The sequence below is a fragment of the Pseudomonas sp. GW821-FHT01C01 genome, assembly GCF_059422645.1.
Genome location: NZ_JBWKXF010000018.1, coordinates 36,821 through 59,773 on the forward strand (window position 1 = coordinate 36,821; position 22,953 = coordinate 59,773).

Genomic DNA, 22,953 nt, shown 5'->3' on the forward strand with positions numbered 1-22,953 from the left:
AGGGCTGAATGAGTCGTGATGATAACAATTTGCAGCTTAATCCCGGCTGAACGTCGGCAAATACCCCTCGATTTCGACCATCCGCCCGTCACCGCTGTTAGTCGGGAGGCACGACAGCTATAATCTGCCGCTTTACTCTTTACCAAGACCTTATCAAAGACCACGCCAGACCATGACTGAGTCCGTTCTTGATTACATGACCCGCTTGGGTTGCGCTGCCCGCGAAGCTTCCCGCGTGATCGGCCGCGCCAGCACGGCGCAGAAAAACCGCGCCCTGCAGGCTGCCGCCAATGCGCTGGATGCTGCCCGCGCCGAGCTGACGGCGGCCAATGAACTGGATTTGGCCGCCGGTCGCGCTAGTGGCCTTGAGCCAGCGCTGCTTGAACGGCTGGCGCTGACACCGGCGCGTATCGACGGCATGATCGTCGGCCTGCGTCAGGTTGCAGCGTTGCCGGACCCGGTTGGCGCGATTCGCGACATGAGCTTCCGCCCGTCCGGTATCCAGGTTGGCAAGATGCGCGTGCCATTGGGCGTGATCGGAATCATCTACGAGTCGCGGCCGAATGTGACCATCGATGCCGCGAGCCTGTGCCTGAAGTCCGGTAACGCAACCATTCTGCGTGGCGGTTCCGAGGCCATTCATTCCAATCGAGCCATCGCGGCCTGCATTCAGCGTGGCCTGGCCGAGGCCGGTCTGCCGGCTGCCGTGGTGCAAGTGGTCGAAACCACGGATCGCGCGGCCGTCGGCGCGCTGATCACCATGCCTGAATACGTCGATGTCATCGTGCCGCGCGGTGGCCGTGGCCTGATCGAACGTGTCAGCCGTGACGCCCGCGTCCCGGTGATCAAGCACCTGGACGGCATCTGCCACGTTTACGTGAGTGAACATGCCGATCTGGCCAAGGCCCAGCGCATCGCGTTCAACGCCAAGACTTACCGTTATGGCATCTGCGGTGCCATGGAAACGCTGTTGGTGGATCAAGCCGTTGCCAGGGATTTCCTGCCGGCGATGGCAGCACAGTTCCGCGAAAAAGGCGTCGAACTGCGCGGTTGCGAGCGTACCCGGGCAATCATCGATGCCGTGGCCGCTACCGAAGAAGACTGGAGCACCGAATACCTGGCGCCGATCTTGTCGATCCGGGTGGTCGACGGACTGGACCAGGCCATCGAGCACATCAATCATTACGGTTCCCATCACACCGATTCGATTGTCAGCGAACACCAGGGCGACACCCGGCGTTTCGTGGCTGAAGTCGACTCCTCGTCGGTGATGATCAATACCCCGACATGCTTCGCCGATGGCTTCGAATACGGATTGGGTGCCGAGATCGGCATTTCTACTGATAAGCTGCACGCCCGCGGCCCGGTGGGCCTCGAAGGACTGACCTGCGAGAAGTACATCGTGGTCGGCGACGGGCAGTTGCGCGGACAGGAGCCGGCCTGACTTGGGCGACTTCGACCCGTCAGCCCCGGTCACTGCCAGCGAGCCAGCCCCTCGCCGCATTGGCGTGCTGGGCGGAACGTTTGACCCGGTGCACATCGGCCATTTGCGCGGTGCGCTGGAAGTCGCCGAAACACTGGCGCTCGATGAGCTGCGTCTGACACCCAGTGCCAGGCCGCCCCATCGGGATACGCCGCAGGTGTCGGCCAAAGACCGTCTGGCGATGGTCGAGTGCGCGGTGGCCGGTGTGGCGCCGTTGGTGGTGGATGCCCGCGAATTGCAGCGGAACAAACCGTCCTACACCATTGATACCCTGGAACTGATGCGCGCCGAACTGGCCGTATCCGACCAGGTTTTTCTGCTTTTGGGCTGGGACGCTTTTTGCGGCCTGCCCACTTGGCACCGCTGGGAAGAGTTGCTCCAGCATTGCCATATCCTGGTGTTGCAACGCCCGGATGCCGACAGCGAACCGCCGGATGCCTTGCGCAACCTGCTGGCAGCGCGCTCGGTGAGCGACCCGCTGGCCCTCAAAGGGCCGAGCGGACAGATTGCATTCGTCTGGCAGACACCGCTCGCGGTATCCGCCACCCAGATCCGTCAACTGCTGGCCAGCGGTAAGTCGGTACGTTTCCTGGTGCCCGACGCGGTCCTGGCCTACATCGATGCGCACGGACTCTACCGTGCGTCGAACTGAATAGGAGTGCTTCAAGGCACGTGGCAACAACGTGTATCGAAGCCCCGAACTACGAGCAAAACGAGTTTTATATGACGAGCAACAACGAAAGCAAAGTAAAACGCAAAGGCACATTCAAGAGTGCCCCGCTGCCGGAAAAGGTCCTCGCCGCCGAGCCGCCTAAAGGCGACGAGCTGGTCAAGATCGCCGTAGCGGCCCTGGAAGACGTCAAGGCCCAGGACGTGCTGGTGATTGATGTTCGCGACAAGCAGAGCATCACTGACTACATGATCATCGCCACCGGTACCTCCAACCGCCAGATCGGCGCGATGCTGGACAAGGTCCGCGAAGCGGTCAAGGCCCTGGGCATCAAACCGCTGGGTGAAGAAGGCAAGGGTGACAGCGACTGGGTGCTGTTGGACATGGACGACGTGATCGTCCACATGATGACTTCCAACGCCCGTCAGTTCTACGACCTGGAGCGCCTGTGGAAAGGTGCCGAGCAGAGCCGTGCGGCCGATGGCAAGCACCACAGCCCTGAAGTTGGTCACGAGCACTTCAACAAGCTCAACAAAGACCAGGAATAAGGGACCGCTGTGCGACTGCGACTGATCGCCGTCGGTTCACGCATGCCCAAATGGGTGGAAGAAGGCTGGCATGAATATGCCAAGCGTCTTCCGTCCGAGCTGGCGCTGGAACTGGTGGAAATACCGCTCAATACCCGTGGCAAGAACGCCGACGTGGCCCGCTTCATCCGTCAGGAAGGCGAAGCCATGCTGGCCAAGGTCGGGCCGAACGAGCGGATTGTCACTCTCGAAGTCCATGGCAAGCCCTGGAGCACCGAGCAACTGGCGGTCGAGCTCGATCGCTGGCGGCTGGACTCGCGTACGGTCAACTTCATGGTCGGCGGCCCCGAAGGGCTGGCGCCGGAAGTCTGTGCCCGGGCTGACCAGCGCTGGTCGTTGTCGCCGCTGACCTTGCCGCACCCGCTGGTGCGGATTCTGATCGGCGAACAGTTGTACCGTGCCTGGACCGTGCTGTCCGGTCACCCTTACCACAAGTAGTTCTGCGCTCTCATGACCCAGCCGATCCGCATCAAGGACCACGAAAAAGACGCCCGTCTGGTGCGTGGCCGCGTCGTGTTCGGGGCTATTGCGGTCGTGACGTTGATCGGCGTGCTGATCGCGCGCCTGTATTTCCTGCAGGTTATCCAATACGAGTACCACTCGACCCTGTCGGAAAACAACCGCGTCCATGTGCAGCCGATTCCGCCGACTCGCGGCTTGATCTTCGACCGTAACGGCGTGGTGATTGCCGACAACCGGCCGAGCTTCAGCCTGAGCATGACCCGCGAGCGTTCCGGCGACTGGCAGCAGGTGCTCGACGTGATCGTCGAAGTGCTGGAGCTGACGCCCGAGGATCGGGTGATTTTCGAGAAGCGCATGCGTCAGGGGCGCCGGCCGTTCGAGCCGGTGCCGATCCTGTTCGAGCTGACCGAAGAGCAGATCGCCCGGATCGCCGTGAACCAGTTCCGCCTGCCAGGGGTGGAAGTGGTCGCGCAACTGGTGCGTCACTATCCGCAGGGCGCGCATTTTGCGCACTCGGTGGGGTACATGGGGCGGATCAACGAGAAAGAGCTCAAGTCTCTGGACCCGGTCAGTTACAGCGGCACCCATCAAATCGGCAAAACCGGCATCGAGCGCTTCTACGAGCCGGAGCTGCACGGTCAGGTGGGTTACGAGGAAGTCGAAACCAACGCTCGGGGCCGTGTATTGCGGGTGCTCAAGCGTACCGAACCGATTTCCGGCAAGGACATCGTCCTGAGCCTGGACATCAAATTGCAGGAAGCCGCCGAAGCCGCGCTCGGTGGTCGTCGTGGTGCGGTGGTGGCCCTGGACCCGAAAACCGGCGAGGTGCTGGCGATGGTCAGCCAGCCGAGTTTCGACCCGAACCTGTTCGTCACCGGCATCAGCTCCAAGGCCTATTCCGAGCTGCGCGATTCCATCGACCGGCCGCTGTTCAACCGCGTGCTGCGCGGCCTGTACCCGCCGGGCTCGACCATCAAGCCGGCGGTTGCGATTGCCGGCCTGGATTCCGGCGTGGTGACAGCGTCGACCCGAGTGTTCGACCCCGGTTACTACATGCTGCCCAACTACGATCACAAATACCGTAACTGGAACCGTACCGGCGACGGCTTTGTCGACCTCGATACGGCGATCATGCGTTCCAACGACACCTACTTCTATGACTTGGCCCACAAGCTGGGGATCGATCGGTTGTCGTCGTACCTGTCCAAGTTCGGTATCGGTCAGAAGGTGTCCCTGGACATGTTCGAGGAGTCGCCGGGTTTGATGCCGACCCGCGAATGGAAGCGCGCGACCCGCCGCCAGGCATGGTTCCCGGGCGAAACGCTGATTCTCGGGATCGGTCAGGGCTACATGCAGTCGACCCCCCTGCAGCTGGCTCAGGCCACCGCGCTGGTGGCCAACAAAGGCATCTGGAACCGTCCACACCTGGCCAAGACCATCGAAGGCGAGAAACCGGTGGATCAGAACCCGATGCCGGACATCATCCTGCGTGATCCGTCTGACTGGACCAAGGTCAACCACGGCATGCAGCAGGTCATGCACGGTGCCCGCGGTACGGCGCGCAAGGCCTCGATCGGTGCGCAATACCGGATTGCCGGCAAGAGCGGTACGGCCCAGGTGGTCGCGATCAAGCAGGGCGAGAAGTACGACCGTTCCAAGGTCCAGGAACGTCACCGTGACCACGCCTTGTTCGTTGGCTTTGCGCCGGCCGACGACCCGAAAATCGTCGTGTCGGTGATGGTCGAGAACGGCGAGTCCGGTTCCGGCGTCGCCGCGCCGGTGGTGCGTCAAGTCATGGATGCCTGGCTCCTGGACCAGGACGGTCGGTTGAAGCCCGAATACGCCAGCCCTATCAGTGCAGAGGCTACCGCCCGTGATGAATAACTTTGATCGCATGCTCTCCAGCGAGGATGTGATGCGTCGCCGTGCGACGTTGCTGCAACGCTTGCACATCGATGGCCCGCTGCTGATCCTGCTGCTGACCCTCGCCGCCGGCAGCCTGTTCGTGCTGTATTCGGCCAGTGGCAAGAGCTGGGACTTGCTGGCGAAGCAGGCCACCTCGTTCGGCATCGGTCTGGTGTCGATGATCGTCATCGCTCAGTTCGAACCGCGCTTCATGGCCCGCTGGGTGCCGATCGGCTATGTGATTGGCGTGCTCTTGCTGGTCGTGGTGGATGTCATGGGCCACAACGCCATGGGCGCCACGCGCTGGATCAATATTCCCGGCGTGATTCGCTTCCAGCCTTCGGAATTCATGAAGATCCTGATGCCGGCAACCATCGCCTGGTACCTGTCCAAGCGCACCTTGCCGCCGCAGCTCAAGCATGTCGGCATCAGTCTGATGCTGATCGGCATCCCGTTCATTCTCATCGTGCGGCAACCGGACCTGGGCACTTCGCTGCTGATCCTGGCCGGCGGCGCTTTCGTGCTGTTCATGGGTGGCTTGCGCTGGCGCTGGATCCTCAGCGTGCTGGCCGCCGCCGTGCCCGTGGCAGTTGCCATGTGGTTTTTCATCATGCACGACTACCAGAAGCAGCGAATCCTGACGTTCCTCGACCCGGAGAGCGATCCGCTCGGTACCGGTTGGAACATCATCCAGTCCAAGGCCGCCATCGGCTCCGGCGGTGTGTTCGGCAAGGGCTGGTTGCTGGGCACCCAGTCGCACCTGGACTTCCTGCCGGAAAGCCATACCGACTTCATCATTGCCGTAATGGGTGAAGAGTTCGGCCTGGTCGGGATCTGCGCGCTGTTGCTGATTTACCTGCTGTTGATCGGCCGCGGCCTGGTGATTACCGCCCAGGCACAGACATTGTTCGGCAAGTTGCTCGCGGGCAGCCTGACCATGACGTTTTTTGTTTATGTTTTCGTCAACATCGGTATGGTCAGTGGCCTGTTGCCGGTGGTGGGGGTGCCGTTGCCGTTCATTAGCTACGGAGGAACTTCGCTGGTGACGCTGCTGTCAGCGTTTGGGGTTTTGATGTCGATCCATACCCATCGCAAGTGGATCGCGCAAGTTTGAATAAGGTGAAATTTTCAATGCAAGTAATGCGTGGCTGGGCGACTCGATACGCGCCATGGGTCGGCCTGGTAAGCATCCTTGGCACCGTGCAGGAAGCGTTGGCAGGCGACTACGAAGGCTCACCCCAGGTGGCCGAATTCGTCGGTGAAATGACCCGCGACTACGGTTTCGCCGGTGAACAATTGATGGGTGTGTTCCGCGAAGCCGAACGCAAGCAGTCGATTCTGGACGCCATCTCGAAACCCGCCGAGCGGGTCAAGCAGTGGAGCGAATATCGCCCGATGTTCATCACCGATGCGCGCATCGCCCGGGGTGTGGACTTCTGGCGTCAGCACGAGGCGGTGTTGGCCCGTGCCGAGCAGGAATACGGCGTGCCGGCCCAGGTGATTGTCTCGATCATTGGCGTTGAAACCTTTTTCGGCCGTAATACCGGAAATTTCCGGGTGATCGATGCCTTGTCGACCCTGGGTTTCGACTATCCTCCCCGTGCCGAGTTTTTCCGCAAGGAGTTGCGTGAGTTCCTGCTGCTGGCCCGCGAAGAGCAGGTCGATCCGTTGACGCTCAAAGGCTCCTACGCCGGCGCAATGGGATTGCCGCAATTCATGCCGAGCAGCTTCCGCGCCTATGCGGTGGATTTCGACGGTGATGGTCATATCAACATCTGGACCAACCCGGACGATGCCATTGGCAGTGTCGCCAGTTACTTCAAGCGTCATGGCTGGGTCGCCGGCGAACCGGTGGTCAGCCGCGCCGATGTCCGTGGCGAGCAGGTCGACGAAGGTTTGACCACTGGAATCGAGCCGACGAAAACCGTCGGGGAGTTGCGAGCCCTGGGGTGGTCAAGTCATGATGCGCTGCGCGATGATATGCCGGTTACCGCATTCCGCCTGGAAGGCGACAATGGCCCCGAATACTGGATGGGCCTGAAGAACTTTTACGCGATCACGCGTTATAACCGCAGCGTGATGTACGCCATGGCCGTACATCAACTGTCTGAACAGCTGGTCCAAGCACGGGGCGTCAAGTAATGCGGGCATTGCCTATGAGTAAACCCCTGAAGCTGCTGGCATTCGCCGCGTTGGCAGTGCTGGTCGCCAGTTGTTCGACCAGCCGCGCGCCGGCGCAGAAATCATCCACCGCCGTGCGCTCGGCGCCGGGGCTGGACATCAACCGCGCCCACAAGGATGGCGCGCCATGGTGGGACGTCGATGTGTCGCGCATCCCGGACGCCACGCCGACCCTGCACACCGGCCCGTACAAGGCCAACCCGTACACGGTGCTCGGCAAGACTTACTTCCCGTTGCAAGAATCCAAGACCTACGTGCAGTCGGGTACGGCGTCCTGGTACGGCACCAAGTTCCATGGCCAGAACACCGCCAACGGCGAAGTGTATGACCTGTACGGCATGAGTGCCGCGCACAAGACATTGCCACTGCCGAGTTACGTTCGGGTGACCAACCTGGACAACAACAAGAGCGTGATCCTGCGAGTCAACGACCGCGGGCCGTTCTACTCGGACCGGATCATCGACTTGTCCTACGCCGCCGCCAAGAAACTCGGCTATGCCGAAACCGGCACCGCGCGGGTCAAGGTCGAAGGCATCGACCCGCAGCAATGGTGGGCAGCGAAAGGCCGTCCGGCGCCTTTGATGCTCAACGAGCCGCAAGTCGCGCAGAATAGCGCCCCGGTGATCACGGCTTCGGCCGGCACCGTCGAGCAATGGACGCCGCCGCCGCAGCAACACGCCGCCGCGGTGGTGCCGGTGCAGCTTGATGCAAAAAAAAACGCTTCTGTACCAGCCTCTGGCCAGTATCTGCAGGTGGGCGCGTTCGCCAACCCGGACGCTGCAGAACTCCTGAGATCGAAGCTCAGCGGGATGGTGAGCGCTCCGGTGTTCATCAGCTCGATCGTGCGCAATCAGCAGACCCTGCATCGGGTTCGCCTGGGCCCGATTGGATCGCCGGGTGAAATCCAGCAGGTGCAGAACAGTGTGCGTCTGGCCAATCTTGGTTCGCCAAGTGTGGTCACGGAATAAGCAACACGTAGAACTTGATTGACGATTCACCAGCGATTGGGGGGTGAATCAGGTTGTTGGCTCGTTGAAGAACAAAAGCCCGGCAAGGGTTACAGAGTGAGCAACTGAACACGCGATGACTCGTTAGAAAGTCATCTGATTAGTTTTGCCCTTGGGCAAGTTTCCATTAGCGATTTCGAGAGACGGATGAACATCACCACCTTTGCCAAACGCCTGTTCCTGCTAGTCCCGCTGCTCCTCTCACCTGCCGCGTTCGCGGTCGAGATGATGCCGTCGCCACCGCAACTGGCTGCCAAGGCCTACGTGCTCATGGATGCCAGCAGCGGCAACGTGCTGGTCGAGAACAACGGTGACCAGCGTCTGCCTCCGGCCAGCCTGACCAAGCTGATGACCGCGTACATCGCGACCCTGGAAATCCGTCGTGGCCAGATCGGCGAAAACGATCCGGTGACCGTCAGCGAAAACGCCTGGCGTACCGGCGGTTCGCGGATGTTCATCAAGGTCGGCTCGCAGGTCACCGTCAGCGACTTGTTGCACGGCATCATCATTCAGTCGGGTAACGACGCCAGTGTCGCGCTCTCCGAGCACATCGCCGGTAGCGAAGACGCCTTCGCCGACGTGATGAACAAGACCGTTGCCGACCTGGGCATGACCAATACCCACTTCATGAACCCGACCGGCCTGCCGAACCCTGAGCACTATTCGTCGGCTCACGACATGGCTGTGCTGGCCCGCGCGATCATCCACGAAGACCCGGCTCACTACGCGATCTACTCGCAGAAAGAGTTCTTCTGGAACGGCATCAAGCAACCCAACCGTAACCTGCTGCTGTGGCGCGACAAGACCGTCGACGGTCTGAAAACCGGCCACACCGACGAAGCGGGCTACTGCATGGTGTCTTCGGCCGTACGTGATGGCATGCGCCTGATCGCCGTGGTGTTCGGCACCAACAGCGAAGTGGCTCGTGCCGCAGAAACCCAGAAACTGCTGACCTACGGTTTCCGCTTCTTCGAAACCCAGACCTTCTATCAGAAGGGTGCCGAACTGGCCCAGGCGCCTGTCTGGAAAGGCTCCACCAATCAAGTCAAGGCCGGCCTGGCTGAAGACCTGACCATGACCCTGCCGAAAGGCCAGCTGAAAAAGCTCGCTGCCAGCATGACCATGAACCCGCAACTGGTCGCGCCAATCGCCAAGGGCGACGTGATCGGTAAAGTCGAAGTGAAACTGGACGACAAGGTGGTGCACAGCGCTGATCTGATCGCTCTGGACGCTGTCGAGGAAGGTGGTATCTTCCGCCGCATGTGGGATAGCATCCGTCTATTCTTCTACGGCTTGTTCAACTGAATTTAGTGTGCACCTGCATGGCTCCGCGCTGATCTGGCGCGCAGCCATGCCCGTCGCCACGGCTTACGCTTACGAGGCCGTTACGCCATGACCGATACCGAAGTAAAGGCGCCAAAGATCGAATTTCCCCAGACTGATTATCCGGTTAAGGTGATTTGCGATACGGGCGCAGGCAACAAGGACAGGATCATCGAAATCGTCAAGCAGTACGCGACGATCAACGATGAACGTGTCGATGAGCGTCAAAGCAGCAACGGCAAATACACCACCATTCAGTTGCACATCGTCGCGACCGACCAGGACCAGCTGTACAACATCAACAGCTTTCTGCGGGCCACCGGTTTCGTGCACATGGTGCTGTGATGTCTGGCACGTTGGGCTTTCGCGAGCTCGGCCAGATGGCTTACGAGCCGGTCTGGCATGCCATGCAACGCTTCACCAACGAACGCGGCAGTGATGCCGCCGACGAAATCTGGCTGGTGGAACACCCCCCGGTGTTCACCCAGGGCCAGGCGGGCAAGGCCGAGCATCTGCTGCTTCCCGGTGATATTCCGGTGGTGCAGGTCGACCGTGGTGGTCAGGTGACCTACCACGGCCCCGGTCAACTGGTGGCTTATCTGCTGCTGGACGTACGCAAGCTCGGTTTTGGCGTGCGCGATCTGGTCACCCGGATGGAGCAGTGCCTGATCGAGCTGCTCGCCAGTTACGGCGTGACCGCTGCGGCCAAGCCTGATGCACCGGGTGTCTACGTCGACGGGGCGAAAATCGCTTCCCTGGGTCTGCGGATCCGCCACGGTTGTTCCTTTCATGGCCTGGCCTTGAACGTGGACATGAACCTGGAACCGTTTCGACGGATTAATCCCTGCGGCTACGCCGGGCTGGCGATGACCCAGCTGAGCGATCACGCAGGATCGATTGAATTTGCCGAGGTAAGTGCCCGGCTGCGCGCGCAGCTCGTCAAACACCTCGACTATGCTGAGCAGACGACCCTGACGGGCGGAATCGACTGATATGACTACTGATGCAGTGCAAACCATGATCCCGACGCTCGATGTTACCGAGCGCCCGGCCCCGCGTCCCAAGGTTGAAGCCGGCGTCAAGCTGCGCGGCGCCGAGAAGGTTGCACGCATCCCGGTGAAGATCATTCCGACCACCGAACTGCCGAAGAAACCAGACTGGATTCGCGTACGCATCCCGGTTTCGCCGGAAGTCGACCGCATCAAGGCCCTGCTGCGCAAACACAAGCTGCACAGTGTGTGTGAAGAAGCGTCCTGCCCGAACCTGGGCGAGTGCTTCTCCGGTGGCACCGCGACCTTCATGATCATGGGTGACATCTGCACCCGTCGTTGCCCGTTCTGCGATGTCGGCCACGGCCGTCCGAAGCCACTGGACGTCAACGAGCCGGAAAGCCTGGCCATCGCCATCGCCGACCTGCGCCTGAAGTACGTGGTGATCACCTCGGTGGACCGTGATGACCTGCGCGACGGCGGTGCCCAGCACTTTGCCGACTGCATTCGCGAAATCCGCAAACTGTCACCGAATGTGCAGCTCGAAACCCTGGTTCCGGACTACCGTGGCCGCATGGACATCGCGCTGGAAATCACTGCGGCCGAGCCACCGGATGTGTTCAACCACAACCTGGAAACCGTGCCGCGCCTCTACAAGGCTGCGCGTCCGGGTTCGGACTACCAGTGGTCGCTGACCTTGCTGCAACGCTTCAAGCAGATGATGCCGCACATTCCGACCAAGTCCGGCTTGATGCTGGGCCTGGGTGAAACCGACGAAGAAGTCATCGAAGTCATGAAGCGCATGCGCGAACACGACATCGACATGCTGACCCTGGGCCAGTACCTGCAACCGTCCCGCAGCCACTTGCCGGTGCAGCGCTTCGTGCACCCGGACACCTTCGCCTGGTTCGCCGAGGAAGGCTACAAGATGGGCTTCAAGAACGTTGCCTCGGGTCCGTTGGTACGCTCCTCGTATCACGCCGACGAGCAGGCAAAGCTGGTCAAGGCCGAGCTGATGTCGTCCTGATCGACTGTGAAACATAAAACGCCCGCAAGGTTTCAAAGCCTTGCGGGCGTTTTTTTGCCTGGCCTACGGCACTGGCCGTTTTTTCCTGCAACCTGCGGGGCGACTTAGCCTCTTCTGTTTGTCCCCGTTCCTGACTACTGTGTGCTGAAGCTTTCACGCAGGGAGATTCACGGATGACCGCTCGACCGATCCACACTCTTTGCCCTCACGCTCCCGTCCCGGCACTGCCGTCGGAAGGCATGATCGGCGTTATCGCGCCCGCCGGTCCCGCGGCGCTGGACACCGACAAGGCGCTACGATGGATGCGTGCCCGGGGTTATTCATTGAAAGTGTTTCCCGGGGTCTACGAGAAAGATGGCTATCTGGCCGGCAGTGATGATGTGCGCCTGAACGATCTGCACGCCGCGTTCGCGGATCGTGACGTCGATGCCATCATTTGTCTGCGCGGTGGATACGGCACGCCCCGGCTGCTCGATCGTATCGATTTCAAGTTGCTGCGTGACAACGCCAAGCCGTTCGTCGGCTACAGCGACATCACTGCGCTGCATTTGGCGATCAGTCGATATGCAGGCTTCGTGACGTTTCATGGTCCGCTGCTCAATGCCGACCTGCTGGGTGACAAGCAACAGCCTACAGAGTCTTCCTTCTTCAACATGCTGCGAGGGCAGGTGAGGGCGGGCACAGTGCTGGCGCACCCGGTGGCCTACCCGTTGACAACGATCGAGCCAGGCGTTGCTCATGGACGCTTGCTCGGCGGCAATCTGGCCATGATTACCGCAACCATGGGCACGCCTTACGAGATGGACGCCGAGGGCGTCATTCTGTTGATCGAAGACATCAACGAGCCGCTGTACCGCATCGACCGCTTGCTGACCCATCTGCGGCTGGCGGGCACGTTGCACAAGCTGCGCGGCGTGTTGGTAGGCGATGTGGCGGGGGTGGAGGTAGCAGCGCTGGAGAGGTTGCTCAAGCAGACTTTCGAGCCATTGAAGATACCGGTGCTGTCCGGATGGCGCAGCGGTCATTGCGACCCGAATCTGACATTGCCCATGGGGGCACTGGTCAGGCTGGATGCGGGGAGTCAGGAATTGATGCTGGAGCAGGATGTAGTGATTAGATCGTAGAGATCTGCCGACTGAGAGTCAGTCTTCGCGAGCAAGCCCGCTCCCACACTGATTTTGTGTCGTTCACAGATCCAGTGTGGGAGCGGGCTTGCTCGCGAAGCTTTTAGCGGTTACGCAAGCCTTCCAGCAACTTGTGCGTCGGATAGCCATCCGCCGGCCAGCCAAACGACTGTTGGGCGCTGCGGATCGCCTTGCGGGTGTTGGCGCCAATGATTCCGTCGGCGGTGCCGGCGTCGTAGTTTTGCGCGCTCAACAGGTTTTGCAGCTCGATCCGCTCGGTACGGCTCAGTGGCAGGTCATCCTTTGGCCACATGCCGTTGATCAAGCCTGCGCCATTGAAGCGTTCGGACAACAGGCTCACCCCCAGGGCGTAGGACGACGAGTTGTTGTACTTGAGAATCGCACGGAAGTTATCGAGCACCAGGAACGCCGGGCCACGATAGCCGGCCGGCAACAGCAGTGCTGCGGACAGTTGCTCCGAGCCTGCCGGGACCTGGCCGCCGTTGGGCAGCGTAATGCCCAGTTGCCGCCATTCGGCGACACTCTTGCGAATCGTGCCATCGGCCAGCACGTAGTTGAAGCCGCTCGGCAGCTGAACTTCAAACCCCCACGGCTGACCTCGCTGCCAGCCTGAGCTTTGCAGGTAGTGCGCGGTCGAGGCCAGGGCATCGGCCGAGCTGCCCCAGATATCGCGGCGCCCGTCACCATCGAAGTCCACGGCATGGGTGTTGTAGGTGGTCGGGATGAACTGGGTCTGGCCCATGGCGCCGGCCCAGGATCCGAGCATCTTCTCGGGTTCGATATCGCCTTGTTGCAGGATTTGCAGGGCGGCAATCAATTGCGCGTGGGCGAAACCGGGGCGACGGCCTTCGTAGGCCAGGGTCGCCAGTGAGTTGATCACCGACTTGCTGCCCTGGAACTGGCCAAAGTTGCTTTCCATTCCCCACACGGCCACCAGCGCCTGACGGTCAACGCCGTAACGCTGCTCGATGCTTTGCAGGATGTCGGCGTATTGGTTGATCAACGACTGGCCTTTACGGACCCGCAGCGGCGACAGGGCGCCATCGAGGTATTCCCACACCGGTTTTGCGAATTCCGGTTGGCTGCGATCGGCGCGAATCACACTGGGGTCGAAGCTGACATTGGCGAAGGCGCGATCAAACAGATCGGCACGGATACCGGCGGCCAGGGCATCCTGGCGGAAACCCGCCTGCCATTCGGCAAAGGTCTGGGTTGGCTGGATGTCGAGGTTCTCACCTGTCGGAACCACAGGCGGAACAACCGCCGGGGCGGTGGCGACAGGAAGCGTCTGAAGCGGCTGAGCGTCGGCTGCGGTAGGTTTTTCCGCACAGGCGACAAGCAAAACAAGGCTGGATGCAGCGATCAATTGGCGTAAGTGCCAACGACGGAGAAGACAAAAGGGCATGCACGGGTCCAGGGAGTACGAATCAGGTACAGACCTTACCATGTCAAAGGGGTGTTCTGCTTTACGCAGCCAGAAAGTAAGAAGCCTCCCAGCTGTCAGACTGGAAGGCTTCGCGGCGGTAACTGCCTTTGCCCTTGGCCGGGCGTTCCTGGCGGCTGCGGAACAATGGCTGGGCGATGATGGATTTGGCCTTGTTGGGGCCGTGTTTGGACGGCTTTTTGCTCATGATGATGCCTCGCAAGGGAGTGGTTTTTGCGGGGCAAATCATCGGCCGAAGTTGGGGGGTTGTCTAGTCCCAGTGACTATCAGAAAAAGCGCCGCTCTCTGTAGGAGCGAGCTTGCTCGCGATGGTCGTTAACGATAACACCAGAGTTTCTGATTTAACGCAGCGCCCTCAGGTGCTTCGCGAGCAAGCTCGCTCCTACAGGGGGCGGTGTTATTCAGCGGGTAGGGTTAAGCGCTGACCCGCCATCAACAACGTCAACCGGCTCAGGCTCATCCACGGCGAACCGGCCGCCTGGCCCTTGATCTGCGCGTCAATGCGCTGTGCTTCGAGCAGCAGTTGCGCCCAGCGTTGCGCCGAGTAGCGTTGCAGCGCTTTGCTCATCAACGGTTTTCGTTTGTCCCAGACCGGAGGTTTGGCTTGGCTGAAGGCCTTGTCCAGCGGCGTCCCCTGGCTGTATTGCAGCGAAATATTGGCCAGCAGGCGCAACTCCCGGGCCAGGGCCCAGAGAATCACCGGCGGCTCGACACCTTCACCGCGTAAGCCTTCGAGCATGCGCAACGCGTGGGCCGCTTCACCATTGAGCACCGCATCGGTCAGGCCGAAGACGTCGAAGCGCGCACTATCGGCCACCGCAGCCTGCACCGTTTCAACGGTGATCTGACCGCCTTCGGCCATCAGTTTGAGCTTTTCGATTTCCTGGGCGGCGGCCAGCAAGTTGCCCTCGACCCGCGCTGCGATCAGCTCAACAGCGTCCTGGCTGGCGGAAAGCCCGGCCTGGGACAGGCGTTGGCGGATCCAGCTCGGCAACTGGCCGATGTCGATAGGCCAGATCTGCACGAACTGGGTCTGCTGTCCTTCGACCAGCGCTTTGCCCCACTTGGTTTTCTGCGCGCTGCCATCGAGTTTCGGCAGGCTGATCAGCATCACGGTGTCTTCGGCCGGGCGCGAGCAGTATTCGATAAGCGCGGCGGCCCCTTTGTCGCCGGGTTTGCCGGAAGGCAGGCGCAGTTCCAGCAGACGTTTTTCGGCAAACAGCGACATGCTGGCGCCGGCTTGCAGCAGCGTTCCCCAGTCGAAACTGGCGTCGGCGGCAAACACCTGGCGTTCATCGAATCCCTGCTGACGGGCGGCTGCGCGAATAGCGTCGGCCGCCTCCTGACACAGCAGCGGGTCATCGCCGCTGATGACGTAGACCGGCGCAAGGGCGCCTTGCAGGTGTTTGGCGAGTTGGGCGGGGGCGAGTTTCATAAGAGAGGGCGAACGGGGCGCCTGAGCGCCCCGTAAGTCTTACTGCTGCGGCAGTTCGATAGGCGACTGACGCGGGGTTTCCGCTTCAGCCTTCTTTGCTGCTTCCAGTGCCGCGGCATCAGCCTTGGCCTTGGCTTCGGCAGTCTGTTGCAAATGATCCAGCTGGCCAGGGTTCAGTTGTTGCAGGCGCAGCATCATGCGTTGAACCAGCTCGCGGCGGGCCTCCGTCCGGGCCGTTGCGGCTTCCTGGTCGGAACCCACCAGGTTGCTGCTGTCGTGCATAAAGACTTTCTGCACTTCAAGCTTGTCGCTCAACAATGGCAGATCACCGCGACCACGGATGTCGTAGCTCAGCACGGTGGTGAACTGGTACTCGCCGGTACTACTGGCGCCTGCGTAGCTGAGGATGCGCTGGCTTTCCTGCTCATTGGTCAGCACCAGTTTGTACGGTGCGCCGGTATAGACTTTGACGCCGCTACCTTCCAGTACCCGGCGCAATTGGGTAACGGTTTCGCCATAGGCGTTGCGGGCACTCAGGTCGAGTTCCTTGATCGCCAGTTCGTCGGTGCCGGTGCCGCGCAGCTGGAAACCGCAGGCGCTCAACAGAACCGCGAGGCCCATCACCAGCAGATTGCGTTTGATCATCTTGTTGCTCCCCTTGAAACCATGTGGGCCGATCAAACGGCCCGAAAGGTTTTACTCGGCGCCAGGCTCACCTGGCGCCTGGTCCAATTAGCTGGCGACGATATTGACCAGTTTCCCGGGCACTACGATCACTTTACGAATGGTCAGACCGTCGACGAAACGCAGGACGTTCTCGTTGGCACGGGCGGCGGCTTCGACTTCTTCACGACTGGCACTGGCCGGCATTTCGATCTGGCCACGCAGCTTGCCGTTGACCTGGATGACGAGCGTCAGGCTGTCCTGCACCAGTGCGCTGTCGTCCTGCACCGGCCAACCGGCGTCGATCACAGGATCAGCGTGACCCAGTTGATTCCACAGCTCGTGGCTGATGTGCGGCGTGATCGGAGCCAGCAGCAGGGTCACGGTTTCCAGACCTTCGTGAATCAGTGCGCGATCCTGTTCGGTGCCTTGTGCGGCTTTTTCCAGCACGTTCATCAGCGTCATGACCTGAGCGATGGCGGTGTTGAATTTGTGGTTCTGGCCGACGTCCTGGCTGGCCTGCTTGATGGCCAGGTGGATCGAGCGACGAACGGCTTTCTGCTCGTCATTCAGGCTGGCGATGTCCAGTTTGCCCGGCAGGCCCTGAGTGACGTGTGCTTGAGCCAGACGCCAGACGCGCTTGAGGAAACGGTGCGAACCTTCTACGCCGGAGTCAGACCATTCCGCGCTCATGTCAGGTGGCGAGGCGAACATCATGAACAGGCGGCAGGTGTCTGCACCGAACTGGTCAATCATCGACTGTGGGTCGACGCCGTTGTTCTTTGACTTGGCCATTTTCTCGGTGCCACCGATTTCCACCGGCAAGCCATCAGCTTTCAATTTTGCGCTGATAACCTTGGCTTTGCTGTCACGCTCAAGTTCGACGTCTGCCGGGTTGAACCAGGTGTAAGCGCCGTTGGCTTCGCGACGATAGTAAGTCTCGGCGATCACCATGCCCTGGGTCAGCAGGTTCTTGAACGGCTCGTTGGAGCTCACCAGGCCTTCGTCGCGCATCAGCTTGTGGAAGAAACGTGCGTAGAGCAGGTGAAGGATCGCGTGTTCGATACCGCCGATGTACTGGTCAACCGGCAGCCAGTGGTCGGCCGCCGATTTTTCGACCAGGCCGCCTTCATAGTGCGGCGAGGCGTAACGGGCGTAGTACCACGAGGACTCGACGAAGGTGTCCATGGTGTCGGTTTCACGCTTGGCCGGTGCGCCGCATTTAGGACAGGTGCACTCGTAGAACTCGGGCATGCGCGCCAGTGGCGAACCGGCGCCATCGGGTACGACGTCTTCCGGCAGCACGACAGGCAGTTGATCTTCCGGTACCGGCACGTCACCGCAGGTGGTGCAGTGGATGATCGGGATCGGGCAACCCCAGTAACGCTGACGGCTGATGCCCCAGTCGCGCAGGCGGAACTGGGTACGCGAGGCGCCCAGTGCTTTCTTGATCAGCGCGACTTCGATGGCGTCGAAGGCACCCGCGAAGTCGAGGCCGTCGAACTCGCCGGAATTGATCAGCGTGCCGTACTCGCCGTAGGCGTCTTGCCATGGTGCCGGGTTGGTGTCACCGGAACTGGTGCGCACTACCGATTTAACCGGCAGGTTGTACTTGTGGGCGAATTCGAAATCGCGTTCGTCGTGGGCCGGAACCGCCATCACCGCGCCATCGCCGTAGTGCATCAGCACATAGTTGGCGACCCATACCGGCAGTTTTTCGCCAGTCAGCGGGTGCTCGACGAACAGGCCGGTTGGCAGGCCTTTTTTCTCCTGGGTGGCGACGTCGGCTTCGGCCACGCTGCCGCCCTTGCATTCAGCGATGAATGCTTGCAGCTCAGGATTGTTCTGTGCCGCGAGGGTGGCCAGGTGGTGCTCGGCGGCCACGGCGACGTAAGTCGCGCCCATCAGGGTGTCCGGACGGGTGGTGAAGACTTTCAGTGCGCCGGCTTCGCCGATGGAATCGACGTTGTACGGGAACTGCACTTCCATGCCGCGGGACTTGCCGATCCAGTTGCGCTGCATGGTCTTGACCTGTTCAGGCCAGCCAGTCAGTTCGTCGAGGCTCTCCAGCAGCTCATCCGCGTAGGCGGTGATCTTGAAGTAGTACATCGGGATTTCGCGCTTTTCGATCAGCGCGCCGGAACGCCAGCCGCGACCGTCGATCACCTGTTCGTTGGCCAGGACGGTCTGGTCGACCGGGTCCCAGTTCACGGTGCCGCTTTTTTTGTAGATCACACCTTTTTCGAACAGGCGGGTGAACAGCCATTGTTCCCAGCGGTAGTAATCCGGCTTGCAGGTGGTCACTTCGCGCGACCAGTCCACCGCCAGGCCCAGGCTGCGCAGCTGGCTTTTCATGTAGGCGATGTTTTCGTAGGTCCACTTGGCGGGCGCTACGTTGTTCTTCATCGCGGCGTTTTCCGCCGGCATGCCGAAGGCGTCCCAACCCATCGGTTGCAGAACGTTCTTGCCTTGCATGCGCTGGTAGCGGGAGATCACGTCGCCGATGGTGTAGTTGCGCACGTGCCCCATGTGTAGCTTGCCGCTGGGGTAAGGGAACATCGACAGGCAGTAGTAAGTCTCCTTGCCTGGCTGTTCACTGACTTCAAAGGACTTTTGCTCGTCCCAGAACGACTGGGCGGCGGCTTCGATTTCACGGGGCTGATATTGTTCGTGCATGGCTACTTTTGAACTGAATAGGGGTGGCCTAATCCTCTTCAATGCAACGCTGGACGCTGATCTCGCCACATTGGCGTTTTCGATGCCCAGCCGAGCTGGAAGTGGAGTTACAGGAAGCGCCGTAGCATACATGACCGTGCTCTACCGAGGGAAACCCTGATTGCTGCCGCACGTCCTGCAAAAAACGCTGCGAGGGCCGTTGGTCGCGGCGTTCAGCCGGTTTGTTCATGGAAGCTAAGCTCTAACTGGGGAGTAGGTCTTATCTTCCAATGAGGTGAGGGATGGTTGAGTCACAGCAAAAAGCTACAAAACCGGAGCTGTACGAAAGGCTGATCGATCGTTTGGCCTTGGCCCTGGATGCGGCAAAAACCGCTAGCCGGTTGCGCGACGAACGCCCTCTGGAACTGGAACTGCGCGGCCTGAGCCCCGCAGAGTTTGCACTGGTCAAGGCGTATCTGGATCGCAGTGAACGTGAGACACACGGATGCTTGTCAGAGGCGATAAAGCAACTCGACGCACCACGTTCGGCCAAGATCATCTGGCTCAAGGACAAGGTTCCCGGCAGAGACGCGGTAAAGGTCCGGTCTATGCAGTTCAAATAGGGCACAGAGCCATGCTCCATGATTTTTTGAAGCATAGTCCCTCTATATTGATTGTCGCATTGCGCTAACCCACTTAGGCTTCGGGCATCTCCGGGAGATGCTCGATGCTTTTTCGTTATTTCGTAAAACAACTTCTTTTGCCACCTGGCGTTCTTTTGCTGCTGCTTTTGCTTGCCTGGTGGTTGCGCCGCTCAAGGCCAAGGCTTGCCAGTGCGTGCTTTGCTTTGGGGCTGGGTGGTTTGTGGCTGATGAGTCTGCCGGTGGTGGTGCAGTGGAGTGCCGGCCTGCTTGAGCGTGAGCCACCGCTGGCCCGCGATGAATGGACAGTCATGGGGCAACGCGCGGACGCGATTGTGATCCTCGGTTCGGGGCGCGAGCGCGGTGACGTGGCCTGGGGCGCCGACCAGCCCACGGGTGTCGGCCTGGAGCGCCAGCGCTTTGCTGCGCGACTGGCCAAGGCTTCCGGCTTGCCGGTATTGACCAGCGGCGGCTTGCATTACGGCACGCCACCCAGCGAGGCCCAGATGATGGCTGACTCCTTGCGTGACGATTTTGGCGTGACCGTACGCTGGCAGGAAGGGCGCAGCCGTACGACCTGGGAAAATGCGCAGTTCAGCGCCGAGGTGTTGCTTCCACAGGGTATCAAGCGTGTGGTGCTGGTGACTCACGCCTGGCATATGCCGCGAGCGGCCTGGAGTTTCCGCAAGGCCGGGTTTGAGGTGGTGCCGGCGCCAGTAGGGTTTCTCGGCGGCGACAACGCGCGGCCACTGGGGGGCTGGATGCCGGAGTTCAAGGCGATCTGGCAGAACGGGCAGTTGATGAACGAGGCGGTGGGGCAGGTCGGTTATTCGTTGTTTTACCGATAACCCGATGGCTACGCTTTCTCTGTAGGAGCCGGCTTGCCGGCGAAGGCAATAGCCGCCGTGATACCGCTTTCGCTGGCAAGCCAGCTCCTACAAGTTTAATGCGTCATCGGTTCAGACAGTCTTGGCCATCCGGCTCGCAATCAGCGCCCAGCCAAACAACAACACGCAGGCAATGAGCAATGGCCACGAGCGCCACTCCAGGTACGGCGTGAGGTTGTGCATCGGCACCACTTCGCCATACAGGATGCCGCGTTCGAACTGCGGGATCTGATCGGTAATCTGACCGAACGGGTTGATCAGGCCGGACACGCCGTTGTTGGTGGCGCGGATCATCCAGCGGCCGGCCTCCAGTGCACGCATCTGCGCCATCTGCAGGTGTTGCAGCGGGCCGATGGAGGTGCCGAACCAGGTGTCGTTGCTGATGGTCAGCAACAGGTCGCTGCGGGCGGCCAGGCTGGCGGCGAACTCCGGGTAGACCACTTCATAGCAGATGAACGGCGCGATCTGATAACCCTTGGCCTGCAGCAGCGGCTGGTCGGCCGGGCCGCGGGCAAAGTCCGACATCGGCAGGTCGAAGAATGCGATCAGCCCGCGCAGTACATCCTGCAACGGAACATATTCACCAAACGGCACCAGTTTTTGCTTGAGGTAAGTGCCGTCGCCTTCACCGGTAACGGTGATGCCATTGAAGAAACGCTTCTCGTGGCGTACTTCCATGCGAACCGGAACACCGGTAATCAGCGCCGATTTACGCTCGGCCGCGAAGCTGCCCATCATGTTCAGGTAGCCCTCGGCGGACTCCTTGAGCACCGGGATCGCCGTTTCCGGCCAAATCAGAAGATCGACGCGCCTGGAGCTGAAACTCATGTCGCGGTACAGCGCCAGTTGCGCGTTGAGCTGCGCCGGGTCCCACTTCATGCTCTGTTCGATGTTGCCCTGAATGGCGGCAACGCTCAGTGGCGGACCTGACGGGCTGGTCCAGGCGTGGTGCTTGAGCGCCATCCCGACCAGCCACGGGCCGATCAGCAACAATACGCCTGCTGCGATGAAGCCTTTGCGCCCCGTGCGAACCAGGCGCAAGCCGTTGTAGATCAACGCGGCCGTCAGGGCCAGGGTGAAGGAAATCAGCCACATCCCGCCGATGGGCGCGAGCCCGGCCAGCGGGCCGTCGAGCTGGCTGTAACCGGAATACAGCCACGGGAAACCCGTCAGGAACCAGCCGCGGAAGGCTTCCTGGGCGACCCACAGCGCAGCGAACGCCAGGGCGTCGGCCAGCGGCGCCTCATTGCGGCGCAGCCAGCGCGCCCAAATCCAGGCGGGCAGGGCAAAGAACCAGGCAATCGCCGCCGTGAAGATCAACATCAGGAAACCGGCCAGCAACACCGAGGCGCCGCCGAAATGGTGAATGCTGTAGTAGATCCAGCTGGTGCCGGCACCGAACAGGCCGAAACCGAAACACCAGCCGCGACCCAGCGCCTGGCGTGGGCTCAGCTCGCGCAATCCGGCATAGAACAGGCCGACGGCGAGCAGTGCCAGTGGCCAGATATCGAACGGCGCCAGGGCCAGAGTGGTGATTGCACCGGCCGCCACGGCCAGCAGGTTACCGGGCCAGCCGGGGCGGGTTGTCCAGCGCATTTCAATCCTTAGCGAGCAATGGGCGTCAGGCGAAGCAAGTGAATCCGACGGCTGTCGGCGTTCAGGATGCGGAAGCGGTACGGGCCGATTTCAGTGATTTCATTACGTTTTGGCAAATGCCCGAACGCGCTCATCACCAGGCCGCCAACGGTGTCGAACTCGTCGTCGGAGAATTCGCTGTCGAAAAACTCGTTGAAGTTCTCGATCGGTGTCAGGGCCTTGATCAGGAAATCACCGCTGGGCAGCGGCTTGATGTAGCTGTCTTCTTCGACGTCGTGTTCGTCTTCGATGTCGCCGACGATTTGTTCCAGCACGTCCTCGATGGTTACCAGGCCGGCCACGCCGCCGTACTCGTCGATGACGATGGCCATGTGGTTGTGATTGGCGCGAAATTCGCGCAGCAGCACGTTAAGGCGCTTGGACTCCGGCACGAAGGTGGCCGGGCGCAGCAGGTCCTTGATGTTGAAGCTGTCGCCGTTCTCCTTGAGGATCAACGGCAGCAAGTCCTTGGCCAGCAATACACCCATCACGTCGTCGTGGCTTTCGCCGATGACCGGGTAACGGGAGTGGGCCGATTCGACCACGGCCGGCAGGAACTCGCGGGGTGTCTGGGTCGCCTTGATGCTGACCATTTGCGAGCGCGGGACCATGATGTCCCGGACCTGCAAGTCAGCCACCTGGATGGCGCCTTCGACGATGGCCAGCGCTTCGCTGTCCAGCAGTTTGTTCTGGTGTGCATCGCGCAGCAGCTCCAGCAGCTCCTGGCGGTTTTTCGGCTCGTGGGCAAAAGCCTGGGTGAGCTTACCCAGCCATGACTTCTGCCCGTTGCTCGATCGATCTTCGCTCATAGCGA

At 60.9% G+C, this 22,953-nt stretch carries 22 protein-coding genes; 15 read left to right on the plus strand and 7 right to left on the minus strand.

The window, feature by feature from the left end; translation table 11 throughout:
• The first annotated feature begins 172 nt into the window (after positions 1 to 172).
• The 13 genes from AC07XF_RS13710 to AC07XF_RS13770 all read left to right on the plus strand — a co-directional run bounded on the left by AC07XF_RS13710 (position 173) and on the right by AC07XF_RS13770 (position 12,758).
• The gene (locus tag AC07XF_RS13710; RefSeq protein ID WP_495026913.1) at positions 173 to 1,444 is read left to right on the plus strand and encodes a glutamate-5-semialdehyde dehydrogenase; all 1,272 of its coding nucleotides are present in this window, start codon (positions 173 to 175) and stop codon (positions 1,442 to 1,444) included.
• Between the two features lies 1 nt (position 1,445).
• Entirely contained in the window at positions 1,446 to 2,135 is a 690-nt protein-coding gene (gene nadD / locus AC07XF_RS13715) for a nicotinate-nucleotide adenylyltransferase (RefSeq protein ID WP_007990602.1), read from the plus strand.
• Between the two features lie 71 nt (positions 2,136 to 2,206).
• Positions 2,207 to 2,701, plus strand: coding sequence for a ribosome silencing factor (gene rsfS / locus AC07XF_RS13720; RefSeq protein WP_007975896.1), 495 nt, complete (start codon positions 2,207 to 2,209; stop codon positions 2,699 to 2,701).
• Between the two features lie 9 nt (positions 2,702 to 2,710).
• Positions 2,711 to 3,178, plus strand: coding sequence for a 23S rRNA (pseudouridine(1915)-N(3))-methyltransferase RlmH (rlmH, locus tag AC07XF_RS13725; RefSeq protein WP_003185785.1), 468 nt, complete (start codon positions 2,711 to 2,713; stop codon positions 3,176 to 3,178).
• 12 nt (positions 3,179 to 3,190) lie between these two features.
• A complete protein-coding gene (gene mrdA / locus AC07XF_RS13730; RefSeq protein ID WP_495026914.1) occupies positions 3,191 to 5,086 on the plus strand; it encodes a penicillin-binding protein 2 in 1,896 nt (631 codons plus the stop codon).
• Between the two features lie 31 nt (positions 5,087 to 5,117).
• Entirely contained in the window at positions 5,118 to 6,221 is a 1,104-nt protein-coding gene (gene rodA / locus AC07XF_RS13735) for a rod shape-determining protein RodA (RefSeq protein WP_050548075.1), read from the plus strand.
• Between the two features lie 17 nt (positions 6,222 to 6,238).
• Positions 6,239 to 7,249: a lytic murein transglycosylase B gene (gene mltB, locus AC07XF_RS13740; protein WP_495026915.1), complete on the plus strand. Its 1,011-nt coding sequence runs from the start codon at positions 6,239 to 6,241 to the stop codon at positions 7,247 to 7,249.
• Positions 7,249 to 8,256 carry a septal ring lytic transglycosylase RlpA family protein gene (locus tag AC07XF_RS13745; protein ID WP_007990611.1) on the plus strand — a complete coding sequence of 336 codons (1,008 nt, stop codon included), beginning with the start codon at positions 7,249 to 7,251 and terminating at the stop codon, positions 8,254 to 8,256. Before mltB ends, AC07XF_RS13745 begins: the two co-directional genes overlap by 1 nt.
• 186 nt (positions 8,257 to 8,442) lie before the next feature.
• Positions 8,443 to 9,600, plus strand: a complete 1,158-nt coding sequence (locus tag AC07XF_RS13750) for a D-alanyl-D-alanine carboxypeptidase family protein (RefSeq protein ID WP_495026916.1) — start codon at positions 8,443 to 8,445, stop codon at positions 9,598 to 9,600.
• A gap of 87 nt (positions 9,601 to 9,687) precedes the next feature.
• On the plus strand, positions 9,688 to 9,963 hold the full coding sequence (locus tag AC07XF_RS13755; protein WP_429371657.1) for a DUF493 domain-containing protein: 276 nt from the start codon (positions 9,688 to 9,690) through the stop codon (positions 9,961 to 9,963).
• Positions 9,963 to 10,610 (plus strand): lipoyl(octanoyl) transferase LipB, encoded by a 648-nt coding sequence (gene lipB / locus AC07XF_RS13760; RefSeq protein ID WP_204933497.1) that lies wholly within the window; start codon positions 9,963 to 9,965, stop codon positions 10,608 to 10,610. The genes AC07XF_RS13755 and lipB overlap by 1 nt, the downstream gene beginning before the upstream one ends.
• Before the next feature lie 25 nt (positions 10,611 to 10,635).
• Positions 10,636 to 11,634, plus strand: coding sequence for a lipoyl synthase (gene lipA, locus AC07XF_RS13765; protein WP_162130289.1), 999 nt, complete (start codon positions 10,636 to 10,638; stop codon positions 11,632 to 11,634).
• Positions 11,635 to 11,807: 173 nt separating this feature from the next.
• Complete coding sequence (locus tag AC07XF_RS13770; protein WP_495026917.1) at positions 11,808 to 12,758, plus strand: S66 peptidase family protein; 951 nt, start codon at positions 11,808 to 11,810, stop codon at positions 12,756 to 12,758.
• 103 nt (positions 12,759 to 12,861) lie between these two features.
• On the opposite strand, the gene AC07XF_RS13775 is transcribed toward AC07XF_RS13770, so the two are convergent.
• The 5 genes from AC07XF_RS13775 to leuS all read right to left on the minus strand — a co-directional run bounded on the left by AC07XF_RS13775 (position 12,862) and on the right by leuS (position 18,997).
• On the minus strand, positions 12,862 to 14,184 hold the full coding sequence (locus tag AC07XF_RS13775) for a lytic murein transglycosylase (protein ID WP_495026918.1): 1,323 nt from the start codon (positions 14,182 to 14,184) through the stop codon (positions 12,862 to 12,864).
• A gap of 61 nt (positions 14,185 to 14,245) precedes the next feature.
• Positions 14,246 to 14,410, minus strand: a complete 165-nt coding sequence (gene arfA, locus AC07XF_RS13780; protein WP_007990624.1) for an alternative ribosome rescue factor ArfA — start codon at positions 14,408 to 14,410, stop codon at positions 14,246 to 14,248.
• Positions 14,411 to 14,620: 210 nt separating this feature from the next.
• Positions 14,621 to 15,658: a DNA polymerase III subunit delta gene (holA, locus tag AC07XF_RS13785; RefSeq protein WP_495026919.1), complete on the minus strand. Its 1,038-nt coding sequence runs from the start codon at positions 15,656 to 15,658 to the stop codon at positions 14,621 to 14,623.
• Between the two features lie 39 nt (positions 15,659 to 15,697).
• The gene (locus AC07XF_RS13790; RefSeq protein WP_495026920.1) at positions 15,698 to 16,303 is read right to left on the minus strand and encodes an LPS-assembly lipoprotein LptE; all 606 of its coding nucleotides are present in this window, start codon (positions 16,301 to 16,303) and stop codon (positions 15,698 to 15,700) included.
• Positions 16,304 to 16,390: 87 nt separating this feature from the next.
• The gene (leuS, locus tag AC07XF_RS13795) at positions 16,391 to 18,997 is read right to left on the minus strand and encodes a leucine--tRNA ligase (protein WP_495026921.1); all 2,607 of its coding nucleotides are present in this window, start codon (positions 18,995 to 18,997) and stop codon (positions 16,391 to 16,393) included.
• Positions 18,998 to 19,278: 281 nt separating this feature from the next.
• On the opposite strand from leuS, the gene AC07XF_RS13800 reads away from it, so the two are divergent.
• Both AC07XF_RS13800 and AC07XF_RS13805 read left to right on the plus strand, forming a co-directional pair.
• The gene (locus AC07XF_RS13800) at positions 19,279 to 19,599 is read left to right on the plus strand and encodes a hypothetical protein (protein ID WP_007990633.1); all 321 of its coding nucleotides are present in this window, start codon (positions 19,279 to 19,281) and stop codon (positions 19,597 to 19,599) included.
• 104 nt (positions 19,600 to 19,703) lie between these two features.
• Positions 19,704 to 20,465, plus strand: coding sequence for a YdcF family protein (locus AC07XF_RS13805; RefSeq protein WP_495026922.1), 762 nt, complete (start codon positions 19,704 to 19,706; stop codon positions 20,463 to 20,465).
• Positions 20,466 to 20,576: 111 nt separating this feature from the next.
• Here the strand turns inward: AC07XF_RS13805 and lnt are convergent, their stop codons facing one another.
• On the minus strand, positions 20,577 to 22,100 hold the full coding sequence (lnt, locus tag AC07XF_RS13810; RefSeq protein ID WP_495026923.1) for an apolipoprotein N-acyltransferase: 1,524 nt from the start codon (positions 22,098 to 22,100) through the stop codon (positions 20,577 to 20,579).
• A gap of 8 nt (positions 22,101 to 22,108) precedes the next feature.
• A complete protein-coding gene (locus tag AC07XF_RS13815) occupies positions 22,109 to 22,948 on the minus strand; it encodes a CorC family transporter (protein ID WP_495026924.1) in 840 nt (279 codons plus the stop codon).
• Positions 22,949 to 22,953 lie beyond the last annotated feature (5 nt).

Excerpts from the sequence above, each read along its gene's own strand:
- AC07XF_RS13710 (WP_495026913.1), top strand. The coding sequence starts at position 173 with ATGACTGAGTCCGTTCTTGATTACATGACCCGCTTGGGTTGCGCTGCC.
- rsfS (WP_007975896.1), top strand. The coding sequence starts at position 2,207 with ATGACGAGCAACAACGAAAGCAAAGTAAAACGCAAAGGCACATTCAAG.
- mrdA (WP_495026914.1), top strand. The coding sequence starts at position 3,191 with ATGACCCAGCCGATCCGCATCAAGGACCACGAAAAAGACGCCCGTCTG.
- rodA (WP_050548075.1), top strand. The coding sequence starts at position 5,118 with ATGCGTCGCCGTGCGACGTTGCTGCAACGCTTGCACATCGATGGCCCG.
- mltB (WP_495026915.1), top strand. The coding sequence starts at position 6,239 with ATGCAAGTAATGCGTGGCTGGGCGACTCGATACGCGCCATGGGTCGGC.
- AC07XF_RS13745 (WP_007990611.1), top strand. The coding sequence starts at position 7,249 with ATGCGGGCATTGCCTATGAGTAAACCCCTGAAGCTGCTGGCATTCGCC.
- AC07XF_RS13750 (WP_495026916.1), top strand. The coding sequence starts at position 8,443 with ATGAACATCACCACCTTTGCCAAACGCCTGTTCCTGCTAGTCCCGCTG.
- AC07XF_RS13755 (WP_429371657.1), top strand. The coding sequence starts at position 9,688 with ATGACCGATACCGAAGTAAAGGCGCCAAAGATCGAATTTCCCCAGACT.
- lipB (WP_204933497.1), top strand. The coding sequence starts at position 9,963 with ATGTCTGGCACGTTGGGCTTTCGCGAGCTCGGCCAGATGGCTTACGAG.
- lipA (WP_162130289.1), top strand. The coding sequence starts at position 10,636 with ATGATCCCGACGCTCGATGTTACCGAGCGCCCGGCCCCGCGTCCCAAG.
- AC07XF_RS13770 (WP_495026917.1), top strand. The coding sequence starts at position 11,808 with ATGACCGCTCGACCGATCCACACTCTTTGCCCTCACGCTCCCGTCCCG.
- AC07XF_RS13775 (WP_495026918.1), bottom strand. The coding sequence starts at position 14,184 with ATGCCCTTTTGTCTTCTCCGTCGTTGGCACTTACGCCAATTGATCGCT.
- arfA (WP_007990624.1), bottom strand. The coding sequence starts at position 14,410 with ATGAGCAAAAAGCCGTCCAAACACGGCCCCAACAAGGCCAAATCCATC.
- holA (WP_495026919.1), bottom strand. The coding sequence starts at position 15,658 with ATGAAACTCGCCCCCGCCCAACTCGCCAAACACCTGCAAGGCGCCCTT.
- AC07XF_RS13790 (WP_495026920.1), bottom strand. The coding sequence starts at position 16,303 with ATGATCAAACGCAATCTGCTGGTGATGGGCCTCGCGGTTCTGTTGAGC.
- leuS (WP_495026921.1), bottom strand. The coding sequence starts at position 18,997 with ATGCACGAACAATATCAGCCCCGTGAAATCGAAGCCGCCGCCCAGTCG.
- AC07XF_RS13800 (WP_007990633.1), top strand. The coding sequence starts at position 19,279 with ATGGTTGAGTCACAGCAAAAAGCTACAAAACCGGAGCTGTACGAAAGG.
- AC07XF_RS13805 (WP_495026922.1), top strand. The coding sequence starts at position 19,704 with ATGCTTTTTCGTTATTTCGTAAAACAACTTCTTTTGCCACCTGGCGTT.
- lnt (WP_495026923.1), bottom strand. The coding sequence starts at position 22,100 with ATGCGCTGGACAACCCGCCCCGGCTGGCCCGGTAACCTGCTGGCCGTG.
- AC07XF_RS13815 (WP_495026924.1), bottom strand. The coding sequence starts at position 22,948 with ATGAGCGAAGATCGATCGAGCAACGGGCAGAAGTCATGGCTGGGTAAG.